At 58.5% G+C, this 26,446-nt stretch carries 33 protein-coding genes and 1 tRNA gene; 24 read left to right on the top strand and 10 right to left on the bottom strand.

Features of this window, described 5'->3' with window-relative positions:
• The first annotated feature begins 6 nt into the window (after positions 1-6).
• Genes HX805_RS09050 through HX805_RS09080 form a run of 7 tightly spaced genes read left to right on the top strand, consistent with a single transcriptional unit; the run spans position 7 to position 6,743 of the window.
• Positions 7-1,182 carry a phage tail sheath protein gene (locus tag HX805_RS09050; RefSeq protein ID WP_177116789.1) on the top strand — a complete coding sequence of 392 codons (1,176 nt, stop codon included), beginning with the start codon at positions 7-9 and terminating at the stop codon, positions 1,180-1,182.
• Between the two features lie 57 nt (positions 1,183-1,239).
• Positions 1,240-1,755 (top strand): phage major tail tube protein, encoded by a 516-nt coding sequence (locus HX805_RS09055; RefSeq protein WP_102604829.1) that lies wholly within the window; start codon positions 1,240-1,242, stop codon positions 1,753-1,755.
• 48 nt (positions 1,756-1,803) lie between these two features.
• The gene (locus HX805_RS09060) at positions 1,804-2,139 is read left to right on the top strand and encodes a phage tail assembly protein (protein ID WP_177116790.1); all 336 of its coding nucleotides are present in this window, start codon (positions 1,804-1,806) and stop codon (positions 2,137-2,139) included.
• A gap of 8 nt (positions 2,140-2,147) precedes the next feature.
• Positions 2,148-2,267, top strand: coding sequence for a GpE family phage tail protein (locus tag HX805_RS09065; RefSeq protein WP_102604828.1), 120 nt, complete (start codon positions 2,148-2,150; stop codon positions 2,265-2,267).
• Between the two features lie 13 nt (positions 2,268-2,280).
• Positions 2,281-4,995, top strand: a complete 2,715-nt coding sequence (locus HX805_RS32310) for a phage tail tape measure protein (protein WP_371317073.1) — start codon at positions 2,281-2,283, stop codon at positions 4,993-4,995.
• Between the two features lie 6 nt (positions 4,996-5,001).
• Positions 5,002-5,442, top strand: coding sequence for a phage tail protein (locus HX805_RS09075; protein WP_177116792.1), 441 nt, complete (start codon positions 5,002-5,004; stop codon positions 5,440-5,442).
• A complete protein-coding gene (locus tag HX805_RS09080) occupies positions 5,439-6,743 on the top strand; it encodes a phage late control D family protein (RefSeq protein ID WP_177116793.1) in 1,305 nt (434 codons plus the stop codon). Before HX805_RS09075 ends, HX805_RS09080 begins: the two co-directional genes overlap by 4 nt.
• A gap of 5 nt (positions 6,744-6,748) precedes the next feature.
• Here the strand turns inward: HX805_RS09080 and HX805_RS09085 are convergent, their stop codons facing one another.
• The 3 genes from HX805_RS09085 to HX805_RS09095 all read right to left on the bottom strand — a co-directional run bounded on the left by HX805_RS09085 (position 6,749) and on the right by HX805_RS09095 (position 8,078).
• Positions 6,749-7,207 (bottom strand): hypothetical protein, encoded by a 459-nt coding sequence (locus HX805_RS09085; protein WP_177116794.1) that lies wholly within the window; start codon positions 7,205-7,207, stop codon positions 6,749-6,751.
• Between the two features lie 155 nt (positions 7,208-7,362).
• Positions 7,363-7,524 (bottom strand): hypothetical protein, encoded by a 162-nt coding sequence (locus tag HX805_RS09090; protein WP_157255539.1) that lies wholly within the window; start codon positions 7,522-7,524, stop codon positions 7,363-7,365.
• Positions 7,525-7,739: 215 nt separating this feature from the next.
• Positions 7,740-8,078: a helix-turn-helix domain-containing protein gene (locus HX805_RS09095; RefSeq protein ID WP_177116795.1), complete on the bottom strand. Its 339-nt coding sequence runs from the start codon at positions 8,076-8,078 to the stop codon at positions 7,740-7,742.
• Between the two features lie 84 nt (positions 8,079-8,162).
• Between HX805_RS09095 and HX805_RS09100 the strand changes: the two genes are divergently transcribed.
• On the top strand, positions 8,163-8,363 hold the full coding sequence (locus HX805_RS09100) for a DNA-binding protein (protein ID WP_057709827.1): 201 nt from the start codon (positions 8,163-8,165) through the stop codon (positions 8,361-8,363).
• A 29-nt stretch (positions 8,364-8,392) separates the two neighbouring features.
• Positions 8,393-8,866, top strand: a complete 474-nt coding sequence (locus HX805_RS09105) for a YmfL family putative regulatory protein (RefSeq protein WP_177116796.1) — start codon at positions 8,393-8,395, stop codon at positions 8,864-8,866.
• A gap of 10 nt (positions 8,867-8,876) precedes the next feature.
• Here HX805_RS09105 and HX805_RS09110 read toward each other — a convergent pair whose 3' ends face one another.
• Positions 8,877-9,092, bottom strand: a complete 216-nt coding sequence (locus HX805_RS09110) for a hypothetical protein (RefSeq protein WP_169838486.1) — start codon at positions 9,090-9,092, stop codon at positions 8,877-8,879.
• On the opposite strand from HX805_RS09110, the gene HX805_RS09115 reads away from it, so the two are divergent.
• The 12 genes from HX805_RS09115 to HX805_RS09170 all read left to right on the top strand — a co-directional run bounded on the left by HX805_RS09115 (position 9,091) and on the right by HX805_RS09170 (position 17,078).
• Positions 9,091-9,282, top strand: coding sequence for a hypothetical protein (locus HX805_RS09115; RefSeq protein WP_169921912.1), 192 nt, complete (start codon positions 9,091-9,093; stop codon positions 9,280-9,282). The genes HX805_RS09110 and HX805_RS09115 overlap by 2 nt on opposite strands.
• 12 nt (positions 9,283-9,294) lie before the next feature.
• Positions 9,295-9,582 carry an ogr/Delta-like zinc finger family protein gene (locus HX805_RS09120; RefSeq protein ID WP_177116797.1) on the top strand — a complete coding sequence of 96 codons (288 nt, stop codon included), beginning with the start codon at positions 9,295-9,297 and terminating at the stop codon, positions 9,580-9,582.
• Positions 9,582-9,953 (top strand): hypothetical protein, encoded by a 372-nt coding sequence (locus HX805_RS09125; protein ID WP_177116798.1) that lies wholly within the window; start codon positions 9,582-9,584, stop codon positions 9,951-9,953. Before HX805_RS09120 ends, HX805_RS09125 begins: the two co-directional genes overlap by 1 nt.
• A 76-nt stretch (positions 9,954-10,029) precedes the next feature.
• Positions 10,030-10,263 (top strand): hypothetical protein, encoded by a 234-nt coding sequence (locus tag HX805_RS09130; RefSeq protein ID WP_177026863.1) that lies wholly within the window; start codon positions 10,030-10,032, stop codon positions 10,261-10,263.
• Between the two features lie 12 nt (positions 10,264-10,275).
• A complete protein-coding gene (locus HX805_RS09135) occupies positions 10,276-12,993 on the top strand; it encodes a toprim domain-containing protein (protein ID WP_177116799.1) in 2,718 nt (905 codons plus the stop codon).
• 25 nt (positions 12,994-13,018) lie between these two features.
• Positions 13,019-13,834, top strand: a complete 816-nt coding sequence (locus HX805_RS09140; RefSeq protein WP_177116800.1) for a hypothetical protein — start codon at positions 13,019-13,021, stop codon at positions 13,832-13,834.
• A 25-nt stretch (positions 13,835-13,859) separates the two neighbouring features.
• Positions 13,860-14,207 carry a hypothetical protein gene (locus HX805_RS09145; protein ID WP_177116801.1) on the top strand — a complete coding sequence of 116 codons (348 nt, stop codon included), beginning with the start codon at positions 13,860-13,862 and terminating at the stop codon, positions 14,205-14,207.
• Positions 14,204-14,410 carry a hypothetical protein gene (locus tag HX805_RS09150; RefSeq protein ID WP_177116802.1) on the top strand — a complete coding sequence of 69 codons (207 nt, stop codon included), beginning with the start codon at positions 14,204-14,206 and terminating at the stop codon, positions 14,408-14,410. Before HX805_RS09145 ends, HX805_RS09150 begins: the two co-directional genes overlap by 4 nt.
• A 58-nt stretch (positions 14,411-14,468) precedes the next feature.
• Complete coding sequence (locus HX805_RS09155; RefSeq protein ID WP_177116803.1) at positions 14,469-14,729, top strand: hypothetical protein; 261 nt, start codon at positions 14,469-14,471, stop codon at positions 14,727-14,729.
• Positions 14,730-14,731: 2 nt separating this feature from the next.
• The gene (locus tag HX805_RS09160) at positions 14,732-15,322 is read left to right on the top strand and encodes a hypothetical protein (RefSeq protein WP_177116804.1); all 591 of its coding nucleotides are present in this window, start codon (positions 14,732-14,734) and stop codon (positions 15,320-15,322) included.
• Positions 15,319-15,570 (top strand): hypothetical protein, encoded by a 252-nt coding sequence (locus HX805_RS09165; protein WP_177116805.1) that lies wholly within the window; start codon positions 15,319-15,321, stop codon positions 15,568-15,570. The genes HX805_RS09160 and HX805_RS09165 overlap by 4 nt, the downstream gene beginning before the upstream one ends.
• 314 nt (positions 15,571-15,884) lie before the next feature.
• Entirely contained in the window at positions 15,885-17,078 is a 1,194-nt protein-coding gene (locus HX805_RS09170) for an Arm DNA-binding domain-containing protein (RefSeq protein ID WP_177116806.1), read from the top strand.
• An 85-nt stretch (positions 17,079-17,163) separates the two neighbouring features.
• On the opposite strand, the gene HX805_RS09175 is transcribed toward HX805_RS09170, so the two are convergent.
• The 3 genes from HX805_RS09175 to HX805_RS09185 all read right to left on the bottom strand — a co-directional run bounded on the left by HX805_RS09175 (position 17,164) and on the right by HX805_RS09185 (position 18,490).
• The gene (locus HX805_RS09175) at positions 17,164-17,451 is read right to left on the bottom strand and encodes a helix-turn-helix domain-containing protein (RefSeq protein ID WP_177116807.1); all 288 of its coding nucleotides are present in this window, start codon (positions 17,449-17,451) and stop codon (positions 17,164-17,166) included.
• 150 nt (positions 17,452-17,601) lie between these two features.
• Complete coding sequence (locus HX805_RS09180) at positions 17,602-17,931, bottom strand: type II toxin-antitoxin system RelE/ParE family toxin (RefSeq protein ID WP_177116808.1); 330 nt, start codon at positions 17,929-17,931, stop codon at positions 17,602-17,604.
• A 469-nt stretch (positions 17,932-18,400) separates the two neighbouring features.
• Positions 18,401-18,490: transfer RNA gene (locus HX805_RS09185), tRNA-Ser, on the bottom strand.
• 333 nt (positions 18,491-18,823) lie between these two features.
• Here HX805_RS09185 and HX805_RS09190 point away from each other — a divergent pair.
• The 3 genes from HX805_RS09190 to HX805_RS09200 all read left to right on the top strand — a co-directional run bounded on the left by HX805_RS09190 (position 18,824) and on the right by HX805_RS09200 (position 21,527).
• Entirely contained in the window at positions 18,824-19,513 is a 690-nt protein-coding gene (locus HX805_RS09190) for a crotonase/enoyl-CoA hydratase family protein (protein ID WP_004371187.1), read from the top strand.
• Between the two features lie 215 nt (positions 19,514-19,728).
• Positions 19,729-20,484 (top strand): 1-acyl-sn-glycerol-3-phosphate acyltransferase, encoded by a 756-nt coding sequence (locus tag HX805_RS09195; RefSeq protein ID WP_177027707.1) that lies wholly within the window; start codon positions 19,729-19,731, stop codon positions 20,482-20,484.
• Positions 20,485-20,555: 71 nt separating this feature from the next.
• Positions 20,556-21,527, top strand: coding sequence for a magnesium and cobalt transport protein CorA (locus HX805_RS09200; protein ID WP_004371189.1), 972 nt, complete (start codon positions 20,556-20,558; stop codon positions 21,525-21,527).
• Between the two features lie 165 nt (positions 21,528-21,692).
• On the opposite strand, the gene HX805_RS09205 is transcribed toward HX805_RS09200, so the two are convergent.
• The 3 genes from HX805_RS09205 to HX805_RS09215 all read right to left on the bottom strand — a co-directional run bounded on the left by HX805_RS09205 (position 21,693) and on the right by HX805_RS09215 (position 25,883).
• Complete coding sequence (locus HX805_RS09205; protein ID WP_087692757.1) at positions 21,693-22,421, bottom strand: amidotransferase; 729 nt, start codon at positions 22,419-22,421, stop codon at positions 21,693-21,695.
• Positions 22,422-22,516: 95 nt separating this feature from the next.
• Positions 22,517-24,661, bottom strand: coding sequence for a 3-hydroxyacyl-CoA dehydrogenase NAD-binding domain-containing protein (locus HX805_RS09210; RefSeq protein WP_177081035.1), 2,145 nt, complete (start codon positions 24,659-24,661; stop codon positions 22,517-22,519).
• A 16-nt stretch (positions 24,662-24,677) separates the two neighbouring features.
• Positions 24,678-25,883 carry an acetyl-CoA C-acetyltransferase gene (locus HX805_RS09215; protein WP_008434901.1) on the bottom strand — a complete coding sequence of 402 codons (1,206 nt, stop codon included), beginning with the start codon at positions 25,881-25,883 and terminating at the stop codon, positions 24,678-24,680.
• Positions 25,884-26,446: the final 563 nt, after the last annotated feature.

A 26,446-nucleotide genomic window follows, 5' to 3' on the forward strand; every position in this document is an offset into this window, starting at 1 on the left:
CCACCCATGGCCGGTTCAGACTATCTCCACGGCGTGCGGGTCATCGAACTCAACGACGGCACCCGCCCCATTCGTACCATCCCCACCGCAGTCATCGGCCTGGTTTGCACGGCTGAAGATGCAGACCCACTTATGTTCCCGCTGGACACCCCCGTCCTGCTGACCAGTGTTCAAGCCGCCATCGGCAAAGCTGGCGTCAAAGGCACCCTGGCAACCAGCCTGCAGGCCATCAGCGACCAGACCAAGCCCTACGTCATCGTGGTGCGGGTCAAGGAAGGCGCCGACGAAGCCACCACCACCAGCGCCTTGATCGGCACCACTAACGCCAACGGTCAGTACACCGGCATGAAAGCCCTGCTCGCGGCCAAGGCCCGCGTCGGCATGACGCCGCGTATCCTCGGCGTGCCAGGCCTCGACAGTTTGCCGGTGGCCACCGCCCTGGTATCGATTGCCCAAGACCTACGCGCCTTTGCCTACGTCAGCGCCTGGAACTGCAAAACCAAGGAAGAGGTGGTCGCCTACCGCGAGAACTTCGGCGCCCGTGAAGTCATGGTGATCTGGCCAGACTTCCTCAACTGGGACACCGTCACCAGCAAGACCATCACCGCCGCTGCCACGGCGCGTGCCCTGGGCCTGCGCGCGAAGATCGATCAGGAAACTGGCTGGCACAAGACGCTCTCCAACGTTGCCGTCAACGGCGTGACCGGCATCAGCGCCGACGTGTTCTGGGACCTGCAAAACCCGGCCACCGACGTCAACTACCTCAACAGCAACGAAGTCACCACCCTCATCAACGAAGGTGGCTTCCGCTTTTGGGGTAGCCGTACGTGCAGCGACGATCCGTTGTTCGCCTTCGAAAACTATACCCGTACCGCGCAGATCCTCGCCGACACCATGGCCGAGGCTCACATGTGGGCTGTCGACAAGCCCATGCACGCCTCCTTGGTGCGGGACATCCTTGAAGGCATTAACGCCAAGTTTCGCGAGCTGATCGCCCAGGGCTACCTGATCGGCGGCAACGCCTGGTACCCGGAAGATATCAACGACAAGGACACCCTCAAGGCCGGCAAGCTGACGATCGATTACGACTACACGCCTGTGCCGCCGCTGGAAGACCTCACCCTGCGCCAGCGCATCACCGACCGCTACCTGATGCAGTTCGCCAGCCAGATCAACGGCTAAACCGGGGCTCCCCGCGAGGGGAGTTGACCCGTTGCCAAATACCCGGAGAAAACCGCCATGGCTATGCCACGCAAACTCAAGAACCTCATGTTGTTCAACGACGCCAACATCTACAGGGGGGTGGTGAAGTCCATCACCCTGCCCGTGCTCGGCCGCAAGATGGAAGCCTATCGCGGCGGTGGCATGAATGGCCCGGTCAAGGCTGACCTGGGCTTTTCCGACGACGGTATCCAGTTCGAATGGAAGACAGGTGGCCTGGATCTGATCAGCTTGAAACAGTTCGGCATGGCCAACGCGTCCGGTGTGGCCTTGCGCTTTGCAGGTGCCTTTGAGCAGGACGATACGGGAGAAGTCAGCGCCGTAGAAATTGTCGTCCGTGGGCGTCATGAGTCCATTGAAATGGGCGAAGCAAAGCCAGGCGAGGACACTGAGCACACCATCAAAACAAGCTGCACCTACTACAAGTTGACCGTCGACAACGAAGAGATCATCGAAGTCGACCTGCTCAACTTCATCGAGAAGGTTGACGGTGTTGACATGCTGGAGAAACAGCGTAACGCCCTCGGCTTTTGATAGCCCCACCGCGCCATAACCGTTTGCCCATCACTAGGAGCTTTACTCATGGACACCGCAGCTACCGCACAGACTGACGTTCAACCATTGGTCGACGACAACACCGTTATCCTCGATACACCGATCCGTCGTGGCACAACCACCATCGACAGCATTAGCCTGCGCAAGCCAAACTCGGGCGAACTGCGCGGCGTTAGCTTGGCCGAGTTGCTGAACATGGACGTTGCTAGCCTCCTCAAAGTGCTGCCGCGCATCAGCACCCCGACCCTTACGGCCGTCGAGCTTGCCGGCATGGACCCTGCCGACCTGTTCATCCTCGGCAACAAGGTGTCTGGTTTTTTGTTGCAGAAGCAACTGAAGACGGATGCATCCCTCGTTGCGTAGAAGACGCCATGGCCGATCTGGCCGTGGTTTTTCACTGGGCGCCGGGTGACATGGATCAGCTGGGCCTGCAGGAACTGATGGACTGGCGCGAACGGGCGCGTATTCGGAGCAGCGTCGATGGCAAATGATTTAAAACTGCGGGTGTTGCTTGACGCCATCGACAAAGCAACCGGCCCGTTGAAGAAAATCACCGGGGGCAGCACCGAAACGGCCCGCGCACTCAAGGCCGCTCGTGACCGCCTGAAAGAACTCAACACCCAGCAGAAAGATGTGAGCGCCTGGCGCTCCCAAAAAACTGCCGCCGACGAAACCAAGCAATCCCTGGACGCCGCCCGCGAGCGAGTTAAAGCCCTCAGCCAGCAATTCGCCGCGACCGGCGCCCCGACCAGAACAATGACCAAGGACTTTCGCGCAGCTGTGCGCGAAGCCCAACGCCTAAAACAAGAACACCTACAGCAAGGCATACAGCTCCAGGGGCTGCGGTCCAAGCTTTCCGATGCAGGCATCAGCACCAAAAATCTTAGCACCCACGAACGTCAGTTACGTGAGCAGATCAGCGCCACCAACAACAGCATTGCTGAGCAGGGGCGCCGTCTGCGAGCCCTGAACGCCAATCAGGAACGCGCGGCAAAAACCCGGGCACGCCTCGACAGCACATACAGCGGGCGCAAGCAGTTCGCCGGCAACGCTGCTATGGCAGGCGCCGCCGGTATGGGCACGGGATACGCCATCGGCCATGGCCTTTACGCGCCTCTACAAGAGGGTAAACAGTTCGCGCTTGAAGAAAACCGTGTTGCCGCCCTGGGCCTGGGCAAGGAAGACACCGGCAAGGCGATTGAGTTTGCCAAGCGCATGAAAACCTACGGCACCAGCGTGACGGAAAACCTAACGTTGGTTCGGGATGCAATGACGGTGTTTGCCGACGAGCATGAAGCGGAAATGGTTGCTCCCACCTTGGCGAAAATGAAGTTTGCCAACCACGCGATGTACGGTGAGGAAGAAGGCTCTGAGAACGAACGCAAGTTCATGGATATGCTCAAGGTGATTGAGCTGCGCGGTGGCCTGGCCAGTAAAGAAGCGTTCATCAATCAAGCCGATATCGTGCAGCGCATCCTTACCGCCACCGGTGGCCGTGTTGGGCCGAATGAATGGCTGAACGTGATCAAGACCGGCGGTGTAGCGGCCAAGGGCATCAAGGACGAAGCGTTCTACTACCAGATGGAACCGCTGGTGCAGGAAATGGGTGGCCATCGTGTGGGTACAGCGATGATGAGCGCCTATTCCAACATTTACCAGGGCAAGACCACCAAACGTGCGGCGAACAATCTAGAACAACTGGGCCTGGTCGACCCGGCCAAGGTCAAGCATGACAAGGCTGGGCAAATTGCTTTCCTCGACGTCGGTGCGATCAAGGGCAGTGAGCTGTTTCGTGAGAACCAGTTCGAGTGGATGGAGAAAATCCTGCTGCCGCAGCTGGCCGCCAAAGGCATCACGGACAAGAAGCAGGTGCTGGATAGCATAGGCAGCATTTTCTCCAACCGAACCGCCTCCAACCTGTTCGCGCAGATGTACTTGCAGCGTGAGCAGATCCACAAAAATGCCAAGCTCAATGCCGGTGCCGACGGCATCGACCAGCTCTACGACAAAGGCATGAACACCGCTCAGGGTGCTGAGCTGGAACTGCTCGCACAAAAAGCCAATGCCTACCGGGAAATGAGCAACGCGATTCTGCCCACCTACGTCGAGGCGCTGAAAAGCATCACCGCAGCGATCAAGGGCGTCACCGCATGGATGAAGGAGAACCCTGCAGCCGCCGCTGCCATGACGAAAACCCTGATGGTGGTCGGCGTGCTGGCGGGTGTCTTCGGTGCGCTAGCCTTGACCCTGGCCAGCTTGATCGGACCCTTTGCCGTGGTCAGCTACGGCATGGGCTTGTTCGGCCTCAAGAGCGCCGGGGTGGTTGCCGTCGCCCAGCGGCTGTTCCCGACATTGGTTGGCCTCGCCAAAAACGCGTTCCCGATGCTAATGCAGGGCATTCGCTTGCTGGCCGTGACCATGGGCGGCGCGCTGCTGACAGCAATTCGGATGGTAGGCATTGCCCTGTGGGGCCTTGCGGCTAATCCGATCGTTCTGATCATCGCCGCCGTTGTCGCCGCAATTGCCGGCGGCGCCTACTTGATCTACCGGAACTGGGACGCAGTGAAGCTATATTTCAGCAACGCCTGGACGGAGATCAAGGCCGGATTCGATGGCGGCATCGGCGGCATCATCGCCACGCTGGTGAACTTCAGCCCGTTGGGGCTCGTGTACCAAGCCTTCGCCGGGGTACTAAGCTATCTGGGTATTGAGCTGCCGTCACGGTTCACCGAGTTCGGCAGCATGATCGTCAATGGGTTGGTGAACGGCTTGATATCCGGCATGGGCCTGGTGAAAGACACCATCGTATCGATCGGAGACTCGACCATTGGGTGGTTCAAGGAAAAGCTCGGTATACACAGCCCATCGCGGGTGTTTGCGGAGCTGGGCGGCTTCACCATGGCGGGACTGACACAGGGGCTCGAAAACGGTGAAGGGGGGCCACTCACCGCACTGAGCAAGTTCAGCAAACAGCTCACTGCCGCCGGAGCCATGACGCTTGGAACAATGAGTGGAACGGCGCTGGCAATTGATGACCGTCCCCCCATCAGCGCCATGAGCAGCCCCACGTCCGACAGCCACGATCAATACGAAATTAACATCCATCCCACTCAGGACATGGACCCCATGGCGATTGCGCGGGCTGTGCGTGCCGAGCTGGCCCGTATCGAAAGCGAGAAAAACGCCCGTACGCGCAGCAAACTGTCCGACCTGGAGTAACCCCACATGATGCTCGCCCTTGGCATGTTCGTGTTCAGCCTCTCGACCGCCGCCTATCAGGAATTGCAGCGCCAAACGGAATGGCGCCACGCCAGCAACAATCGAATCGGCGCAGTACCCGCGAGGCAGTTCCTCGGGCGCGGCGACGACGCCATCACGCTGCCTGGTGTGATCCTGCCGGAGCTGGCTGGCAGCGGCCTCAGTCTGGACGCCATTCGATTGATGGCCAACACCGGCAAGGCCTGGCCCATGGTCGAAGGCAGCGGCCGTATTTACGGCCTCTGGGTTATCGAAAGCCTGAGCGAAAACAAGACCTATTTTTTCCGTGACGGCACGCCTCGGCGCATTGAATTCAGCCTGTCCCTCAAACGTATCGACGATGATCGTATCGACCTTCTGGGCGCCGGTACCGCCGTCGGCGTGAACATCCTGCGCAGGTTGCTATGATCGACGCCGCCCTTTCCCGTGTGACCGGGTTTCTGAAAGACACGGTCGATCGCTACAAACGCGATGCGGCGTATCCGGTACCGGCTTTTCGCGTGACCGTCGACGGCAACGACATCGCCCAACTCATCAGCCCGCGGTTGATGAACCTTGAACTGACCGACAACCGCGGCATCGAAGCCGACCAGCTCAGCATCACCCTCAGCGACCACGATGGATTGCTGTCGATTCCCCCTAAGGGTGCGGTGGTGCGGTTATGGCTGGGTTGGAGTGACACTGGCCTGGTCGACAAAGGTACCTACACCGTCGACGAGATCGAACACAGTGGTGCGCCGGATATGCTGAGCATCCGCGCCCGCTCGGCAGATCTACGCAAGGCCCTCAAAACCAAACGCGAGCGCAGCTGGAGCAATACCACCCTCGGCGACGTCTTGGGCGATATCGCAATAGGCAACGGCCTCACCGCCACCATTGCCGGTGCGCTCGACGGTCTGCCCATCCTGCAGCTCGATCAGGCGAACGAATCTGACGCCAACCTGATCAGCCGCCTGGGCGAAGAGTTCGACGCGGTGGCCAGCGTCAAAGCGGGATGCCTGCTGTGCATGCCTGCCGGTGGGGGCAAGACCGCCAGCGGCCTGGACCTGCCCCACATCACCCTCACCCGCGCCGATGGCGACCAGCACCGCTACCTGTTGGCTGACCGCGACAGCTACGACGGTGTGCGTGCCTACTTCTACGACGTGAACAGCGCCAAAAAGCAGGAAGCCGTTGCCGGCGGCGGCGAAAACCTCAAAGACCTGCGCCACACCTACAGCGACAAGCAGTCTGCCCTTCGTGCTGCCCGGGCGGAATTCAACCGCCTGCGCCGTGGCAGCGCGACCCTCAGCTACACCCTGGCGGTGGGCCGTCCCGATCTGATCCCGGAGCTGACCTACACGCTGCAGGGCGTGAAGGCTGAAATCGACGAAATCATCTGGTACGGCGGCAACGTGCAACACAACCTCAGCCCGGACAACGGCTACACCATGAGCCTGGAGCTGGAAAGCAAGTTGCCGGAAGACACCGTCGATGACCTGGCGGTGGAGAACAAACTGGATTACACCGGGATCATCGCCTACTACCGTGATGACAAAACCGGGAAAGAGAAAACTATGACGGCCGGGGACCAGGCTAAGCCTCGGCGTCTGCTGTGGCTGTACGCCAACAAGAACACGGCCAAGCGGGCTGTGGATCGGGAGTGGAAGCGGCTTCAGGCGACCAAGGCTGAAACGGGAGGCCCTGCGGACGGCGGGGCCAAGGTGTAGGAAGGTTACTCGGCGAACACGGTAATGGTCGTGCCACCACCGTCACGGGCAAAGGCCTGGCATTCGATGGCCAGTCCTTTTTGCTCGACGGTCGCAATCTCGCTATCGTCTTTCAGTGCCTGTTGGCGGCATTGCTTGGACGCCTTCACCACGTCGGCAGCGGAGCGTTTTGATACCAGGCCGCCAGTACGGCCGACAAGGTCATAAAACGCTTGATCAGGGGCTGGGCCATCCCAAGTGACAGCAACGTTGGGAGCACCCAAGGCACAACTGAGCGACAGCGCGATATTTGGACCGTCACGGTACTCGGTGGTTTGTTTGCCCTCAGTTTGCTTGACCTGGGAAAGGTGGCGTTCCTGCTGGAGCGCAGCGAGAACATCGTCGCAGGGTTCTGCCAGGGCGTTTGTGGAGAGTGCAAACAGCATCAGGCCGGTGAAGGCGCCCATCAGTGCGTCAGTTTTCAAAGCATTCCCTCTATGGATCATTCCTTGAGACCGTCGGATCTTTGGTATTGCCAAAGCACATAGGCTATTTGGCAATCACTAATTCGGCAATAGCGCTAGCCTCATACTGGCAGCATCTGCCTCATTAAAAAGCCCGGCGAACCGGGCCTCCCCTCCTACTGAGCGTTCAAGAGTGCATCAATAAAGCGCAGCACGTCGTTCCGGTGTTCCTCGCTCAACTGCCTGAACACCTTCACCAAGTGAAGCTCGGCGTGTGTAAAACGCTGTTCTTCACCGCTTGCGGTTTGATTGGTCTCTGCATCGCTGTTCACCAACATGTTCTACTCCCTTTACAACACGTAACGGGCGCCCGGCACTATCGGTAGTGCCGTCGAAAACACCCGGCGAACGAGCGATTCTCAGCATGTTTTGGTGTGCCACCACCCCCGCCATTCAAAAAAGGCAACGAACGCTTTGGGCAGAGAAATAAGTCGGTGCAGTCCACAGGAACTAAGACCGAATGGCCGCCGCAGACCTAGAACGAGACAAAAGTTTAAGTAGTAGTAGAGATTGCTAAAGCGCTCGTCAGCCTCTGGACGGATGCTTTATCGCCCTCGGATAGGGATCGGTAGTTTTCTAGAATTCGAGACTCAGCACTGTCAATCCCACCTTTCGACAGCAAGGCCTTCACGCCTGTCAGCACGTACTGAACATCCACACCCGCGCTCTCAAGAGCTGCCAGGTATCGCAAATCGGGCGAATTAGCGCCCTGTTCGTACGCCTTCTGTGTCCCTCTGCTGACACCTCCCAACGCCCCGAAATCGGTCTGACTAAGGCCCAAACGGTCGCGCTCTTCTTTTAGTCGATCGCCCACCCCATCAGATATGTACATTTTTATGCGCAATCCTTATTGACTTGTATATTTTTCTATTCAAGAATGCCCTCACACAAACACGAACGAACACACATGAACACTATGCCCGCCCCTCTGACACCCGAGCAAGCCCGCGCGGCTCTTGATCGCAAGGGCGTCAGCATTGCCGAGTTCTGCCGTACATATGAGTTGAACAGAAATTTGGTCAGTGACCTGCTAAACGGCCGCAAGAAAGGTCGTCGTGGCGAAGCTCACCGCGCAGCCGTCCTGCTCGGAATCAAAGACGGCGTGATTACAAACTAGGGCCTCTGGCTCCAAGGGGATACCAGAAGATGAAACGCCCAGTTCTAGACAGCAGGAAAAACGTCGTAATGGCGGTCATCGGCGCCTACCCCGGCGGTCGTTCGTACGCCTCGGCAGACCTCGGTATGCCACTTAAGAAATTCGACAATCAAGCCTATGAAAATGCAGGCAGTCGCCCGCTGACCGACGAGCACATCCATCGCCTGGAGAAGGTCGCCGGTACCACTTTCCTGCCCGACTACATCGCCTCAATGTACGGCGGCATGTTCGTACCACTGAGCCTCCCGGAAACGCTGGACAACGTGGAGTTGTACAGCCGCTCGCTCAAAGCCTCGGCCAAACGGGGCAAGGTCGACCAGATCATGTCTGCTGCCCTGGATGACGGGGTCATCGAAAAGCGTGAAGCAGACGCGATCATCGCCGCCCTGATCACCTACATGTCGGCCCGGTACGCCGAGGTGTTCGCGACGATCCAGCTTTATAGCCAAGGAGCCGTCCAATGAGTTTTTGCCCTCAGCCCTTGCCGAGCCGTGCCTTGATCTCTTTCAACGCAGTGGCTACGTCGTCCACAGCAAAGCGGATGTCCTCGGCACTCACTACCAGTCCAGGCGCTTCCCTGTCGGTCAACATCGTCGCATCGCGACCACGCATAACTTTCGCCAGTGCTTCATGCCGCTCCTGCAAACGTTGCAGCAAGCGCTCGACTTCTCTTTTTGAGTGATTACCCATGACCTACATCCTTGAAGAAGAAAGGAAACATCTATCGGATCTGCTGGTGATCGCTCAACAGCGACTGAACACATTAAAAGAAATCGTCGCCACCACCAATCACGACTGTTCTGGCACTGATATCCGCCTGGCAATCGGTGACGCAATTACACCGCTGAACATTGCCCACGAAGCTGCGGAAGCGCTGTAAAGGACGCCGTTTATGAGCACTTACAAGCTGGTCTGCCCCCACTGCCACGCCCGCATGCGCATCCGAACCAGCGAAGGCCAGCACATTTTTCTGCGCATCGCGTACATGCAATGCACCAACGAGGCATGCGGCTTTGTGGCGCGAGCAGAGTTTCAAATGACCCACGAAATGAGCCCCAGCGGCATGCCCAATCCTGCTGTACGCCTGCCGGTGGCAGACGTGGTCATTCGCCGCCAGGCAATGCGAACCGCTGACGATCAGCCCGATCTGCTGGACCAACTGGAAATGGAGCGTGCGTGATGAACCTCGATCAACAGACTCATGACTACCGCAGCAGCATGCAACACGCTGCTTTCGCCTACCTGCAACGCCATGAGGCTGAACACCTTGTGGATTCCGATCTGTTGTTGGATCGCTGCATTCGCCACCTGACGCTCGCGTTGGAAGTGCCAGTGTTCATGGCGCCAAAGCTTGTTCACAACGCCTGGACTGAACTGCAGATGATCAAAAAGCGCCGTTGGATCGGCGTCGACTGGGCCACTGGGGCTGACGGCACCCGTGTACACCTGGTGGACGTTCTGGCGGATCAACGCTTCTCGGTTCCAGCTCGCTTTCTGCCGCAGAAAATGCTCGACCAGCGCAGCACCGTACACAAGCCACACCCTCAGTAACGCTCCCTTTTAAATACCCGCCCTGCCCCGTTCCCAATGGGTTTGGGTGAGCTTTGCCCGCAATCCGAGGTGGACCATGGAAATCGACATCGCCATCACCGCAAAACTGCCCCGTGACCAGGCAGAGGCCCTACTCCAGGACCTGCGCGTGCAGTACTCGGCACTGCTCAACGAGCACTGGTATGACGATCGGTTTCGCATGATCCCCGAGGGTTTGCGGCACGGTTCATTGCTGGTGGCTTTCCCCGGGTTGGCAGCAAGAAAAAGCCTGATGGGCGCCCTTAAACACAGTCTCGACGAAGCGAAGTAAGCCACGATGGAAATGAAAGAAAGGCTGCGCGCCGACGTCATCCAACGCATTGAGCGGGACTACCAGCTCAAGCACATGCGCGGCACCGACTATATGCGTAAGGGTGTTTGCCCTGCCTGCGGCCAGAAGACCCTCTACACCTTCTACAACTCGCCCTGGACACTGATCTGCGGACGGCCGGAAAAGTGCGACCACCGCGTCCATGTGAAGGACGTTTACGACGACTTGTTCAACGACTGGAGCAAAACCGCTCCGTCGACGCCAGACAACCCGCTTGCCACTGCGCGCGCCTATCTGGAGTTTGCGCGGGGCTTCAAATTTGAATTGATCGCCGGTTGGTTCACCCAGGACAACTACTGGGACGGCCGGCAGGACATCGGCAGCGCCACGGTACGTTTCGCCCTGGAGAAAGGTGGGTACTGGGAGCGCCTGATAGATCGGCCAGACCGCTTCGGCAAGATGAAAGCGCGCTTCCGCCCCACCGGCGAAGGCTCACCCGGCTACAAAGGCGTCTGGTGGTGCCCGCCGAGCGTGGACCTGCAGGAGGTCGACGAACTCTGGATCACAGAGGGCATCTTCGACGCTATCGCGCTGCTGCATAACGACGTGTCGGCTGTGTCGATGATGTCCAGCGCTCCCTGCCCCATCGACTCACTCAAGGCCCTGGCCAAGCTGCGCCACGACGCTGACAAGCGCTTGCCGCTGCTGGTGTGGGCACTCGACAACGAGCCTGTCGCCAAAGCAAACATGCGCCGCTGGGCGAAGGAAGCGCGCGACCTGGGCTTCACCTGCAAGGCCGCGGTGATCCCACAGCCCAATGGCAAAAAGGTTGATTGGAACGACCTGCACCTAAGGTGGAAGCCGATTGAGGGCGACGACAAGCGCGCCGAGCGGATCGAGCAGGACCTGGACGAAGCCCGTCACCATGGCGATTTGCTGCTGGCTGACTCGGCTGAAGAAAAGGGTTTCCTGATCTACCTGCGCGACGAGCGCAAGGAATTCAACTTCACCTTTCGCAAACGCCTGTACTGGTTTCGGCTGGACCTTGATAAGTACGACCGCGCTATGGCCGATCTGGAGAGTTCAGACCGCCATGAGGACCAACTGCTCAACAACGAACAAAAGCGTTACAAGGCACTGCGCCAATCCGGCTCAGTGACCAGCATCGCCAACTGCAATTTCCAGGCGCTGTACTACATGCGCAACGACCTGACCGACGAGGCCTGGTACTACTTCCGTATTGAGCGCCCGCAAGGGCCGGCCATCAAAAGCACATTCACTGCCAAGCAGCTCACTTCGGCGCCTGAGTTCGCGAATCGGCTGCTCAACGTCTCCAACGGCGCGATGTTCGAGGGTAGCGCGCAGCAGTTGAAACGGATCCTGGCGCCGCAGCTCGATTGCCTGAAAACCGTCAACACCATCGAATGGATCGGCTACAGCCGCGACCATGGCGCCTACGTCTTCAACGACCTGGCCTTTCACGGCGGCAAGGTGCAGGTGCGCAACAAGGAAGACTTCTTTGACCTCGGCAAGCTGAGCATTAAGTCACAGAGCCAGTCACCGGTGTTGCACATCAATACCGACCTCAATGACTACAACGAGGGTTGGTTCGACATCTACTGGCGATGCTTTGGCGTACAGGGCCTGGTGGTGTTGGCCTGGTGGCTGGGTGCGTTGCACGCAGAGCAAATCCGCCAGATCCACAAGTCACTGATGTTCCTGGAGCTGGTGGGTGAAGCCGGCTCAGGCAAGACCACCCTGGTGGAGCTGCTGTGGAAGTCGGTCGGGCGGACTGATTACGAAGGCTTCGACCCGTCCAAAGCAACCGCCGCAAGCCGCGCACGCAACTTCTCGCAGGTCAGCAACTTGCCGGTAGTGCTGATCGAGTCCGAGCGTGAACAGAAGGAAGGCCAGCCGGTTAAGCACTTCGACTGGGACGAACTGAAAACCGCCTACAACGGCCGCAGCGTTCGCTCCACGGGCGTGAAAAACAACGGCAACGACACCCACGAACCGCCCTTCCGCGCCGCCCTGCTGATCGCTCAGAACAACCCGGTAAACGCTTCGGAACCGATCCTGCAGCGTATCTGCCATGTGCATCTGACACGCGAGCACCACACGCCGGAAACCAAGCAGTACGCGGAGCAGCTGGAGCGCATGCCGATGGACAGCATCAGCGGCTTCCTGGTCAAGGCGCTGCAACGTGAAACCGAAACCATGCGCCTGATGGAAGAAAACACCTCCGGCTACGAGCAGGAACTGCTGGCCCAGCCTGGCGTGCGCACCGTGCGTATCGCCAAAAACCACGCCCAACTGCGCAGCCTGGTGGATGCACTGGCTGGAGTCGTGCCGCTCGGCGAGCGCCGCAAGGCTCTGGCACACGCCGAAATCAGCCGTATGGCCTTGGAGCGGCAGCAGGCAATCAACGCCGACCACCCAACCGTGCGCGAGTTCTGGGACCTGTATGAATTCCTCAATGGCATGGACGAGAAAGGCGCGCTGAACCATGCGCGCCGGGATGGCCTGATCGCCGTGAACCTCAACGAATTCGTGGAGATGGCGGCCAACAAACGCCAGCAGGTGCCCCAACTGAGCGACCTGAAACGCCTGCTCAAGACCAGCAAGTCACCCAAATTTCTGGAGTCGAACAAAGCCGTCAACTCTGCCCGCCAAACAGACGCGTTCAACGCAGGAAAAACCATTCGCTGCTGGGTATTCCAGGGCGTGTAACCACCGCAACAACAGGAGCAGCACCATGCAAAACGAACTCAAATCAGCCATTCGCTTTAACAACTTTGTCGCCTACTTCGGCGCGCGTGGGGTACTGGCTATGGCCTGGTGGATGGGGGCTGTGCATGCAGCCCGAATCCGCCAGGACCAAACCAGCTTTCCGTTCCTCCACATCGTTGGTGCAGCTGGTAGCGGAAAGACTCTGCTTTTGGACTACCTCCAAAAGTTGAACGGGCAAACGCCTTACTCCCATTCACTGGCTCATGCCACTCCGGCCGGGAGAGCGCGCACATTTGCCAGCGCAGGGCAGCGGATCGTCATTTGCGAGGACCACAGTGAGTCAGAACAGTCCATTGATTGGGATGAATTGAAACCACTTTATAGCGCGGGCGCCTTCATCCAAGCGGGAAACGATCAATTCCAGGTCGAGACGTTCAAGGGCGCTCTCTTGATTACCTCAAACCAGCCGGTGGAGTGCAGCGATGCGGTCCGCAGTCGAATGGTTACGGTCGATCTTTCAGCTGCCGACGCCCATACGCCCAGAGTCCGGCCCGAGGCTATCGGCGACCTCAACGCAGACGAGGCAAGTGCATTCGGTATCAAGGTGGCTCAGGCAGAAGACTGGATTTCCAGCACCATTAAAGTTTTTTTGCCCAGCTACCAGGGGCAGCTAATGCACAAATACGGACCAAGCCTAAACACGCGCACCGCACTCAACTGCGCGCAAATGCTCGCTCTGATCGACCTGCTTTGCTCTCTTCTCGCGATCCCGCAGGACGTCCAGCTTGATGCCAGGAAGGTGATTCACGACATCGCCTTCCTCGACACCATTCCTTATTGATCCGGCCTTCGAAAGGAGAACCCGCATGAATACGCCTGCCCAACAACCGCAACCCAACTGGTTTCAGCAGTTGCAAGAGTTCGAAGCCAAGCGCCCCGCCATCCGTAAATCCGGTATCGAGGCACTTAACCGTCTGGTCCCTGTCGCCCAGCGCGATACAGGCCAGAGCGCCGTGATCGGTCGCTTCCTGCTCGGGCTCTACAACGGCCGCGACTATCCCTTCGTGCTAACCAGCCTGCGCGGCCTCGACACCGCACTGTTCGACGACTGCCTGGCGGTGCTGCAACTGGACTACTCGCCAGAGCAAGAGGTGCACACGTACCTCCCCGACGGCGATGCCATCTGGGAAGAGCTGATAGGGACATGGGCATGAAATGGGCTCCGAAACGCAACAGGGACGGGCAGGCCCAGCAGAACTGCTGGGTGACCGACAGCGGCTACACCGTCGCATTGTGCCGGTTGCCAGAGTCGCGATACCCCATCACTCGCCCAGGGGGCGAACTGCCCTTCGCTTACGCGAAAGACCGGGACGAAGTCATAAAGATCATTGAGCAAGACCAGGCCAACCCGGCCTGAAAGATGGTGTCGAGGAGCGCCAACTCCCCGACACCTACCACTACCAAGGAGCAGCACCATGCAAGCACAGACCCAAAGCAGCGGCGCCGTAGAGGCTAGCACGAACACCTTTAAAATCGGCGATACCGTTTCCTATGTCGTCGCCAGGACCATGGAACGCAGTATCGAATTCAGTGCGCGCAAGGGCACCATCAAGGCGATTGATGGCCAGGTCGCCATTGTCGAGTCACGCCACGGCCGGAGCATTCAACCACTCAGTAAGCTCACCGCCGAAGGTCAGCCCAACGCACTGACACGCATGCTCATGGGAGGGCAGTGATCATGGCTGACTTCTTCTACAAGTCCTGCGAGCCTGCGACCGTCGATATTGTTCGGAGCTTTTACGTCATGAAGGATGCTTTCAGCGCTCTACTGACCGCGCTGGGCGAACATTTCGGCGGTAAGGTCGCACCAATGCGTGATGTCGACTCCCACTTCGCAGGCGGCGTGAAAATCAGCGGTGGTGCCGAGCTGGATGTGCACTGGTGCCGTCCTGATGACCACGGCTATCGGACACTGCGCGCTGCTGCCAAGCCTGGAAAAGGCATACCAAAGGATGATCGAGCAGCCATTCGGGCAGAGCATGAGCGTCTTGTCGCTCTATGGAAGGAGCATTGCCCAAAACGGCTGAGCAGCAGCGACTATTGGGATCGACTCGGCATTAATACCGGCAACCTGTGGTTGTGTGGCGGTATCAAGTTTGAACTTGATGGCATCGCCTACTTTCACCTGGGCTTTCAGATCAATGAGGCCGAACACCTGGCCAAGGTAGCAGCTGGGAAGCCATCCTGCGGGTGGATTGGCGGCGCGGTGGAGATCCTGGCGAGCGAATACGAGTCCGCACGCGTGGCGAAGCTGGAGCAACGGTCATGACTGTTTTCCTGCTGCTTTACCTGTGCACGGATGCGACCCGCACAGATTGCCAAGTGGTGAAGGCTGATAGCTGGAGCGGCCCTTACGCCAACGAGCAATGCTCCGATGTCGTGCCAAGCCTGACCAAGGCGCTGACTGCACCTAATCGGGAACGGCATCGATTCGTCTGTGAAATCCAAGCCGATGCCGCGCAGCCCGCTGACCATGTGTCCCGGCCGACGTTCATTCATCAATCATTTCGCCTATGACGGAGGTTCCATGAACAACGGCAAATCCTTCCCCTGGAACCTCGATCTGACTGGCGTCTGCGATCAATGCAATAGATCCCGTGCCCACGGCAACCACCAGAAGTGCAGCAAAGCACGCCAGGCCCTCAACGCCAAGCGTCGGGCAGAGGAAGCCCAATCCAGGGCCACACCGGCACCTAGAAAAAGTGCCGGACTGTTCTGGTTACTTCGCCAGCAGTGATCGGCAACACTAAAACCGCAATACATCAGGCCCGGCGACGGGCCTTTTTTCTTCCTGTTGGCAGAATCTTTCAATACATCGCGTGGGGACGCTTATGGCAGATGGCGTAGAGGCCCGTGGCAATTCGGTACGAGTCTATTTTCGTTTCAATGGCGAGCTGTGCCGGGAGCTGGTGCCCGGCGGCAATACATCGGCCAACCGGGATCATGCAAAGCGCTTGGTCACGGTGATCGAATACGAGATACAGGCCGGCACCTTCGATTACCGACGGCATTTTCCAGAATCGACCAAGCTGGCCGAGAACAGTTTCGGGCATTACCTGGACCTGTGGCTGACCATCAAGAGCAACAGCGTGGCCGCCACCTCTTTCCGTGGGTACAAGAACAAGGCAGAGGTCCATGTACGGCCACGCTGGGGTGACATTCAGATCGATCAGATTGACCACCTGGACCTGCAAGAGTGGATTCAGGGTCCGCTGTCGAAGCGGCTCAAGAACAAGACCATCCGCGACATCATCAGCAATGTGCGCCAAGTGTTTCGGCTATACCGCACTCGGAAGAAAGTCGCGCATGACCCAACCGAGGGACTATTCGTCCGCCTTCCCGATCCCGAGGCTCCGGACCCGTTTACCAGAGCGGAGATTAAGCAGATCCTCGAAACGCACACCAGCCGCACCCAGGAGCTGCTGATGGTGCAGTTCATGATTTGGGCAGGCCCACGGGTGTCGGAGACCATTGCCCTGGCCTGGGAGGATGTCGATCTGAAACAAGGGACAGTGACGTTTCGTCGATCCAAGGTGCGGGGGGCCTATCGCGTGACGAAAACCCGGCGCTCTACGCGCAAGGTGCGTCTGCTGGAGCCTGCGTGGGATGCCCTGCGCAAGCTGGACGCCATCAACCAGCTCAAGACCGTGGATACAGTGGATGTCGTCGAGCGGGACAACAAGACGATCCGCAAGCACAAGCTGCACTTCGTATTCCTGAACACCAAGAGCGGCCTGCCGCACGTCAGCGACTTTGTCGTGAGGGACAGGTTCTTCAAAGCGCACTTGAAAGCGGCCGGCGTTCGTTATCGCGGTCCTGGCCAGTGCCGACACACCTACGCCAGCCAGTTGCTCACCACCGGCGTGGCTTCGGTTGACTGGATCGCGGAACAGATGGGCCACACCAGCGCAAACATGATCCGCCAGCACTATGGCATGTGGATCAACGAGGACGGCCCGGACGTCATCGGCATGCTGCAGCACGCCCTGGGCATTCAGCCGCCAGGTGGAGAAGAAGCCCCGTAAAACGGGGTTCGAATGAAGGAACACAAAAAAAGGGCTGACCCTATAAAGGTCAACCCCCTTCGCTTGCTTGACACGCCGCTGAAACCTAGGCGGCTACCTTACTGTTTACACGAATTTCAATTTGCAGGTCGGCATTGGCCAACAGGTTAACGAGTGCATCTAGAGAATATTTGTCAATTTTCCCTTTCAGCAAATCATTCAGCCGTGGCTGAGTGATGTGCAGCCGGCGAGCGGCCTCTGTTTGCGATACATCCCAGGATTTTACAACCCGGGTAATTGCTCGCATCAGCTTAGAACGGATGCGCAGGTTTTCGGCTTCTTCTGGCGTGTCAACCAACGCATCCCAGACACTGGTAGCGCGTTCGTTTGCCATAGTTTTTTCCTCACTAGGAATTATGTATTACTTTAGTTAGTGGTACTTCAGTTCGATTCGGTTCATTAATTACACTGAGTGGGGTCACAGTTAGCAGCCTACCCCTTCACCTAAACGGTGAAGAGGTGCCTGCCACGCCCCGCCCTGCGATCATCCCAGCGAATTGAACCTGTCCTTAGCCAGGTCAATATCGCGCTTTTCCGTCTTTTGAGTGGTTTTTCGGAAGGCATGCAACACATAGATCGCATCCGCCCGGTTCGCCACATAAAACACGCGAAAAGCCCCGTCTTCGCACTTAATCCGGATCTCTTGCACACCCGGGCCAACAGACTTCATTGGCTTCCAGTCGTCCGGCTCATCGCCTTCTTGCAGACCTTCCAACTGGTAGCCTGCTCGTTGCATTGCTGATTTAGGGAAGTCCCGAAGGTCTTCCAAACTACTACCTACCCACACGATACCCTTCGATTTTTGCCGCTTCATTTGACCTCCTCGGTCGCCTCAGATGATTTGGGAAATATGCGTATGCCATTTGAAAACCCCTATAAGTAAGATTGAACTGGGTGCGCCGCTTCCGGAAATATGGATTTATGCGACTGGTTCACTCCAGTACGACAATACTATATCGAGTTCGATATAAAAGCAAGCACTCGCTATCTACGATGTTTCCCGTGTTATCACTGAGGGTCTTCGATCGGGTGAAAGCCGGCATTCTATGGTTAAGCTAGGAAAGACGCGCCAGAGGAGAATACGGGTTCAAGCTTGCGATCAGTCGCAATGTGATAAGACGCTGTCCGAACAACCAGAGATTGCGCACTGCAGCAGGACTCTGAAGGGATAGGACGGAGAGCCCTATTCCCATGGATGTTCCCATATGGGCCTTTTTTGACCCTCTAAAAACACAAAACCCCTGAAAACTTTAACGTTTTCAGGGGTTTAGTCGTTTCAAATTTGGCGGTGAAGGAGAGATTCGAACTCTCGATACAATTTCTTGTATACACACTTTCCAGGCGTGCTCCTTAAGCCACTCGGACACTTCACCGTATCTCGTCAAACTGATTCAGTCTGTCGAGGCGCGCTAATGTAGTCGAAAGCTTTTCCGATGGCAAAGGTTTTTTTCAGAATTTTCATGCGCTTAGGCGGTTATGCCGTTCCAGCCCTCTGCGGCGCCATGCACACCAAGGCGATCCTGCCATTCTCGGGCACTCTCGGCGCTTGTCTATAGTAGCTGCTGCGCCTTGCCGAAGGCCGCCTGCGGGTGGGCATGGGGGAAAAGTCTGACTGGGTAGTCAGTCATGGCGCTTTACCAGGGCGGGCGCGGTGGGTAACGTCTGCCGTCTGTCCTTCTATTACAAGCATTACAAGGAATCACGTCATGAGTGAGTTGATTGCCTACCACCTCGAAGACGGTATCGCGACCCTGACCCTGAGCAACGGCAAGGTGAATGCCATTTCGCCGGCAGTGGTCAGTGCGTTTAATCAAGCGCTGGATCAGGCCGAGAAGGATCGGGCGGTGGTGATCATCACGGGCACGCCGGGGATTTTGTCCGGTGGCTATGATTTGAAGGTGATGACCGCCGGCCCTAAAGAAGCGGTGAGCCTGGTGACGTCGGGTTCGACCCTCGCCCGCCGCCTGTTGTCGCACCCGTTCCCGGTGATCGTGGCGTGCCCCGGGCACGCGGTGGCCAAGGGGGCATTCCTGCTGTTGTCGGCGGATTACCGGATCGGTGTAGACGGACCGTTCAGCATTGGTCTGAATGAAGTGATGATCGGCATGACCATGCACCACGCCGGGATCGAGCTGGCGCGGGATCGTCTGCGCAAGTCGGCCTTCCACCGATCGGTGATCAATGCCGAGATGTTTAACCCGCAGGACGCGTTGAGCGCCGGGTTCCTGGATAAGGTGGTCGCGCCGGAAGAGTTGCAGGCCGCAGCGCTGGAAGCCGCTCGCCAACTGAAGAAGATCAATATGAACGCCCACAAGCACACCAAGCTGAAGGTGCGTAAGGCGCTGCTGGAAGCCCTGGATGACGCGATCATTCAGGATCAGGGGCACTTGGGTTAATCAAACCTACGCCTGCTGAATCGAAGCCCGACCTTGAGTCGGGCTTTTTCTTACAAAGAATTCCGGTTTGCCTACAACCGCTCTAGACAGTGTCTGTCACAGCATGTTGAAACATGCGCTTAAACATCGCCTATCTTCTGACTCTATAGGGGCAATTGCCGAATACAGTGCACATCCGTACACTGCGCGACCTTTTGTCCCGATGGGCTGTGTCGATGCTTTTTTTGTTACGCATGTTGTTGATGGGCCTGCATTTTATGATTGCGGGCGTACTGGGCGTGCTGCTGGGGATCTGTCGGCCGTTCAATCCGGACAACAGCCGTTACTGCGCGCGCCTGTATGCGGTGCCGGCGATGTGGCTATTGCGCCTGCGAGTGAAGGCCGATGTCGACTCGCTGCGTAACAAGCCCAGCAGTTGCGTGATCATCGCCAACCATCAATCCAACTACGACCTGTTTGTGTTCGGCACCGTGGTGCCGTACCGCACGGTGTGTATCGGCAAGAAGAGCCTGAAGTGGGTGCCGTTGTTCGGACAGTTGTTCTGGCTGGCGGGCAATGTGTTGATCGACCGGGGCAATGCGCACAAGGCGCGGCGTTCGATGCTGACCACCACCCACACCTTGGCGCATGCCGACACCTCGATCTGGGTGTTCCCGGAAGGCACGCGCAACTTCGGTGAAACCCTGCTGCCGTTCAAGAAAGGCGCGTTCCAGATGGCGATCGCCGCAGGCGTGCCGATTGTGCAGGTGTGTGTCAGCACCTATGTGAAGCAGATGAAGCTCAATCGCTGGAACAGTGGCGATATTCTGATTCGCTCGTTGCCGCCGATTCCTACGAAGGGGCTGACGATGGATGACATGCCGCTGTTAATGCAGACCTGTCGCGAGCAAATGCGCGACTGCATCGAGGCGATGGACCGCGAGCTGCAAACCACACCTGCAATCACGGCTGAACCCCGCCGAATTTGCTGACTCTGATTGGGCAGGGCAGCTAAGCTGCCTGACAGTTGTCATCTGCCATTCAAGAAGAAGCGATCAGCACTATGGGTAGAGTTGTTGCGGCCGCCGTCTATAGCGCCGGAAAGAAAGTCACTGATATCACCCTCGACGAAGGCGCCGCGTGGGCCGCCAAGCCTGACCACTTTGTGTGGATCGGCCTGGAGGAGCCCAGCGCGCTGGAACTGGCCAACCTGCAGCGCCAGTTCAACCTGCACGAACTGGCCATCGAAGACGCCCTGGAAAAACACAGCCGGCCCAAGCTTGAAACCTTCGGCGACGCGCTGTTTATCGTGACCTACTCACCGGTGCGCGATAACGGCAAGCTGGAGTTTATCGAAACCCATATCTTTGCCGGCAACGGCTACATCATCACCGCCCGCAACGGCCACTCGGCATCCTACGGCTATGTGCGCCAGCGCTGTGAGGCGCGGCCGCTGTTGCTGGAGCATGGGGAAGATTTCGTACTCTATGCGCTGCTGGATTTTGTTACCGAGAACTACCAGCCGGTGAGCGAGGCGATTCATGCCGAGGTCGATGAACTGGAGCGCAACGTGTTGTGCAACTCCCTGAGTGAAGCGGATATCCAGAAGCTCCACGGCCTGCGCCGCGATGTGCTGCGACTGAAGCGCTATGTGGCACCGATGGTGGAGATCAGTCAGGAATTGCAGAAACTGAGCTTCCCGTTTATCGACAAGAACATGCGTCCGTACTTTCGCGATGTGCAGATTCACGTCACCCGGCAGATGGAAGACCTGACCACCTTGCGGGATATCGCCAGCCAGACCATCGAGATTGGGGTGTTGCTGGAAGCCTCGCGCCAAAGCGTGGTGCAACGCAAGTTTGCCGCGTGGGCAGCGATTCTGGCGTTCCCGACGGCGGTGGCCGGGATTTACGGGATGAACTTCCAGAACATGCCGGAGCTGCAATGGCACTATGGGTATTTCGCGGTGCTGGGGTTTATTGCGGTGGGGTGTACAAGTTTGTGGGCCAGCTTCAAGCGTTCAGGCTGGCTGTAACAAACCCAGCTCAATTTGCTGAAGATCAAAAGTGTGGGAGCTGGCTTGCCTGCGATGCAGGCACCTCGGTTTGTCAGTTACACCAAGGTGATGCTATCGCAGGCAAGCCAGCTCCTACATTAATCTGCTTTGCCTTGAAGACCGTGCTTCTTGCCCTGGACGGTTTCAGGCCGCTCCTGCTTTTGGTTTGTGCGCCACAAACCGCATCATCCATTCCGCCACGGTAACGCCGTGATGGTCTCGCTCCAGGCTGGCCACACCGTTGGTGTAGACCTTCTCCCCCAGCGTTGTCTGAAGAATCTCCAGCAACTCGCGGGAATAGTCGTGGATAAATTCCGGGTGGCCCTGGAAGCACAGCACCTGGTCTTCAATATGATACGCCGCAAACGGGCAGAACTCGCTGGAGGCGATCACGGTGGCGTTTTCCGGCAAGGTGGTGACCTGATCCTGGTGGCTGATCAACAGCGTCAGTTCTTCCACCACCGGGCTCATCCACGGTGCCTTGGCGTTCAGTTTGTAGTCATGGATGCCCATGCCCCAGCCCTTGGTCGCCCGCTCGGTCTTGCCACCCAACAGCAGCGCCAGCAACTGGTGGCCGAAGCAGATGCCGATCAGCTTGTCGCCGCGGGCATGGCGGTCCAGCAGGTAGGTCTTGAGGGTCTGGATCCACGGATCGGTGCCAAAGGAGTCGGCCTTGCTGCCCGTCACCAGGTACGCGTCGAACACTTCTTCATCCGCCGGGTATTCACCCTGCACCACGTTATAGATGACGAACTCGGCGGCAATCGGCTGTTTGGAGAACAGGCGCTTGAACATCTGCCCGTACCCTTGGTACTGATCGATCAGCCCAGGACGCAGGATATCGGTTTCCAGGATGCACACGCGTAACGACATAAAAAATACCTGACACGGCGATGGGAATAATGAACACCCCCAGAGCCTGCCTTGAAATACCCTTTCAAGGCAAGCCCCGCACATGCCCAAAAGCGTCAGAAGGTCGCGTTCTGTGCAGCTTTCTCCAACAGCAGCGCCGGCGGCGTGAAGCGCTCACCATATTGCTCGGCCAGGTAGCGGGCGCGGGCGACGAAATCGTTCAGGCCGTACTGGTTGATGAATTGCAGCGCCCCGCCGCTCCAGGCGGCGAAGCCGATACCGAAGATCGAGCCGACGTTGGCATCCGCCGTCGACATCAGCACGCCCTCCTCCACACAGCGCACGGTTTCGATGGCCTGGATGAACAGCAAACGGTCGCGCACGTCTTGCGGCGAGATCTGTTGGCCGGGCTTTTCGAAGCGGCTTTTCAGCTCCGGCCACAGGTGTTTCTGCCCGCCCGCCGGGTACTCGTAGAAACCGCCACCCGCCGCCTTGCCCGGGCGCTTGTATTCAATGAGCAACAGGTCGATCACGGCAAACGCCGGGTGCTGCGGTAACGGCTTGCCCTCGGCCTGTAGGTCCTTGGCCGTCTGTTGACGGATATGGCTCATCAGGCTGAGGGAAACTTCGTCAGAGACCGCCAGCGGCCCCACCGGCATCCCGGCCTTGCGCGCCTCGGTCTCGATCATCGGTGCGGCCACGCCTTCGCCGAGCATGGCGATACCTTCATTGGTGAAGGTGCCGAACACCCTTGAAGTGAAGAAGCCGCGGCTGTCGTTGACCACGATCGGGGTTTTCTTGATTTGCAGTACGAAGTCGAATCCCCGCGCCAGGGTTTCGTCGCTGGTGCGGGCGCCCTTGATGATTTCCACCAGGGGCATTTTGTCCACCGGGCTGAAGAAATGCAGGCCGATAAACTTGCCCTGGTCTGGAACGGCGGTGGCTAACCCGCTGATGGGCAAGGTGGAGGTGTTGGAGGCGATCACCGCTTCGGCACCCACCACGCTTTGCGCGGCCGCCGAGACCTTGGCCTTGAGTTCCCGATCCTCGAAGACGGCTTCGATGATCAGGTCGCAGCCGGCAAGATCGGCGTCGGATTCGGTAGGAACAATCCGCGCGAGGATGGTTTCCCGCTGTTCGGCGGTCAATTGCCCACGCCCGACCTTCTTGTCCAGCAACGTGGCCGAGTGGGCCTTGCCCTTCTCTGCCGCCGCCTGGCTGACGTCCTTGAGCACCACCTCAATGCCCGCCGAAGCGCTGACGTAGGCAATGCCCGCGCCCATCATCCCGGCGCCGAGCACGCCGACCTTGCGTGTCACATACGGCGCAAAGCCCTGGGGCCGCGAACTGCCGGCATTGATTTCATTGAGCTGGAACCAGAAGGTGCCAATCATGTTTTTCGCCACTTGCCCGGTGACCAGCTCGGTGAAGTAGCGGGTCTCGATCAAGTGCGCGGTGTCGAAATCCACCTGGGCACCTTCCACGGCGGCGCAGAGGATTTTCTCCGGGGCCGGGAAGCAGCCGTTGGTTTTGGCGCGCAGGATCGATGGCGCAATGGCAAGCATTTGCGCGACTTTCGGGTTGGACGGCGTACCACCCGGGATCTGATAGCCCTTGATGTCCCAGCGCTGTTTCGCCTCGGGGTTGGCCAGAATCCACGCCCGGGACTTGGCCAGCAGCTCGTCACGGTCTGCCGCCAGCTCATCAATCAACCCGGCTTGCAGCGCCTGCTGCGGCGTAATCTTTTTGCCTTCCAGCAAGTAGGGCAAGGCTTTTTCCAGGCCCAGCATCCGCACCATGCGCACCACACCGCCGCCACCCGGCAAAAGCCCGAGGGTGACTTCCGGCAGGCCAATCTGTACCGACTTGTGGTCCAGCGCCACACGGTGCTGGCACGCCAGGCAGATCTCCCAGCCACCGCCCAGCGCTGCGCCGTTGATCGCGGCCACTACCGGTTTGCCGAGGGTTTCCAGGGTGCGCAGTTGCGCCTTCAGCACCAGCACGCTGTCGTAGAAATCCTTGGCGTGGGGCTTGTCGACCTTGATCAGTTCATTAAGGTCGCCGCCGGCAAAGAAGGTCTTCTTCGCCGAGGTGATGATCACGCCCGCAATCGAATCCTTCTCGGCGTCCAGGCGGGCGACGGTGGCCGCCATGGCCTCGCGGTACACCCCGTTCATGGTGTTGGCGCTCTGGCCGGGCATGTCGATGGTCAGCACCACAATCTGGTCCTGGCCCTTTTCGTAACGAATGGCATCGGTCATGACTGATTCCTTAGGCTCAGAGGCGTTCGATGATAGTGGCGATACCCATGCCGCCGCCGACACACAGGGTGGCCAGGCCATAACGCTGCTGGCGCACCTCCAGCTCATCGAGCAAGGTGCCGAGAATCGCGCAGCCCGTGGCGCCCAGCGGGTGGCCCATGGCGATGGAGCCACCGTTGACGTTGACCCGGGCGGCGTCGATGCCCATGTCCTTGATGAACTTGAGCACCACCGACGCAAACGCTTCGTTGACCTCGAACAGGTCGATGTCTTCAACCCGCAAACCCGCCTTGGCCAGTGCCTTGCGGGTTGCCGGTGCCGGGCCGGTCAACATGATGGTGGGGTCGGTACTGGTGACAGCGGTGGCGACGATCCGCGCCCGGGGTTGCAGGCCGAGTTCGCGACCTTTTGCTTCAGAACCGATCAGCATCAGCGCCGCGCCATCGACGATCCCGGAACTGTTGCCCGGTGTGTGCACGTGATTGATGCGTTCGACGTGGCTGTAGACCCGCAACGCCGTGGCGTCGAAGCCCATCTGGCCCATCATTTCGAAGCTGGGCTTGAGTTTGCCCAGGCCTTCGAGGGTGGAGTCGGCACGGATGAATTCGTCCTGATCCAGCAGCACAATGCCATTTTGGTCCTGCACGGCGATCAGCGACTTATTGAAGGAACCGTCTGATCTGGCCCGCGCCGCTTTCTGCTGTGAGTGCAGGGCAAAGGCGTCGACGTCCTGGCGGGTGAAGCCTTCCAGGGTGGCGATCAGGTCGGCACCGATGCCTTGCGGGGTGAAGTGGCTGTGCATATTGGTTTGCGGGTCGAGCACCCAGGCGCCGCCGTCACTGCCCATGGGCACTCGGGACATGGACTCGACGCCGCCCACCACCACGAGGTCTTCAAAGCCGGAGCGCACTTTCATCGCGCCGAGGTTCACGGCTTCCAGGCCCGAGGCGCAAAACCGGTTGATCTGCACCCCGGCGACGCTGATATCCCAGTCCGCCACCAACGCGGCGGTCTTGGCGATGTCGGCGCCCTGGTCGCCAATCGGTGTGACACAGCCCAGGACGATGTCATCCACTTGCCGGGTGTCGAGGTCGGTGCGCTGTTGCAGTGCCGTCAGCAAACCGGCCACCAGGTTCACCGGCTTGACGCTGTGCAGGGCGCCATCCGCCTTGCCTTTGCCCCGGGGCGTGCGTATCGCATCAAAGATCAAAGCTTGGGTCATGACGTCCTCGAATCACTATGCAACGAATCGTGTCCTTACCTTAGGCGCCAGGGCGCCGGATTCAATGACCGAACCGCTCATTGACCTTGACGCTCACGCTCAGACGAACGGTAGGAGGCTACGGGAATCGGCTGATTAATCGTTTTAGCTGTCTAGCCGTAGGGCTGGCGTCTGGCTGGCAATTGGCCTCATGCCTTTTTAATAAGTTTTATTAAGTTGATGAGATGAAATGGATCTAAGCCATGTAGAACGAGGGCTCTAAGGTTGAATCTGTAAGAGAAGTTAAAGGTTGCTGCCGGGTTTTGCTGGAGCACCTGTAGGAACTGTAGGAACTGTAGGAACTGTAGGAACTGTAAGAAAAGAGTCATGTAGCACCGTCATAGTTGAATCGACCGGCACGCATTTGACGCTCAGGAATAACAACAAAAGGCAGTCAGCCATGTTCAAGCATTCGAAAGTACGTCAGGCGGGACTTATTCTGTTCGCCACCACCCTGATTCTGATCTTGCCCAACCTCACCAAGGTCATTGGGTGACCTCTCACACTCCACGCCAGGATCGCAG

This window comes from Pseudomonas sp. G5001, from assembly GCF_013385475.1.
Taxonomy (GTDB): domain Bacteria; phylum Pseudomonadota; class Gammaproteobacteria; order Pseudomonadales; family Pseudomonadaceae; genus Aquipseudomonas.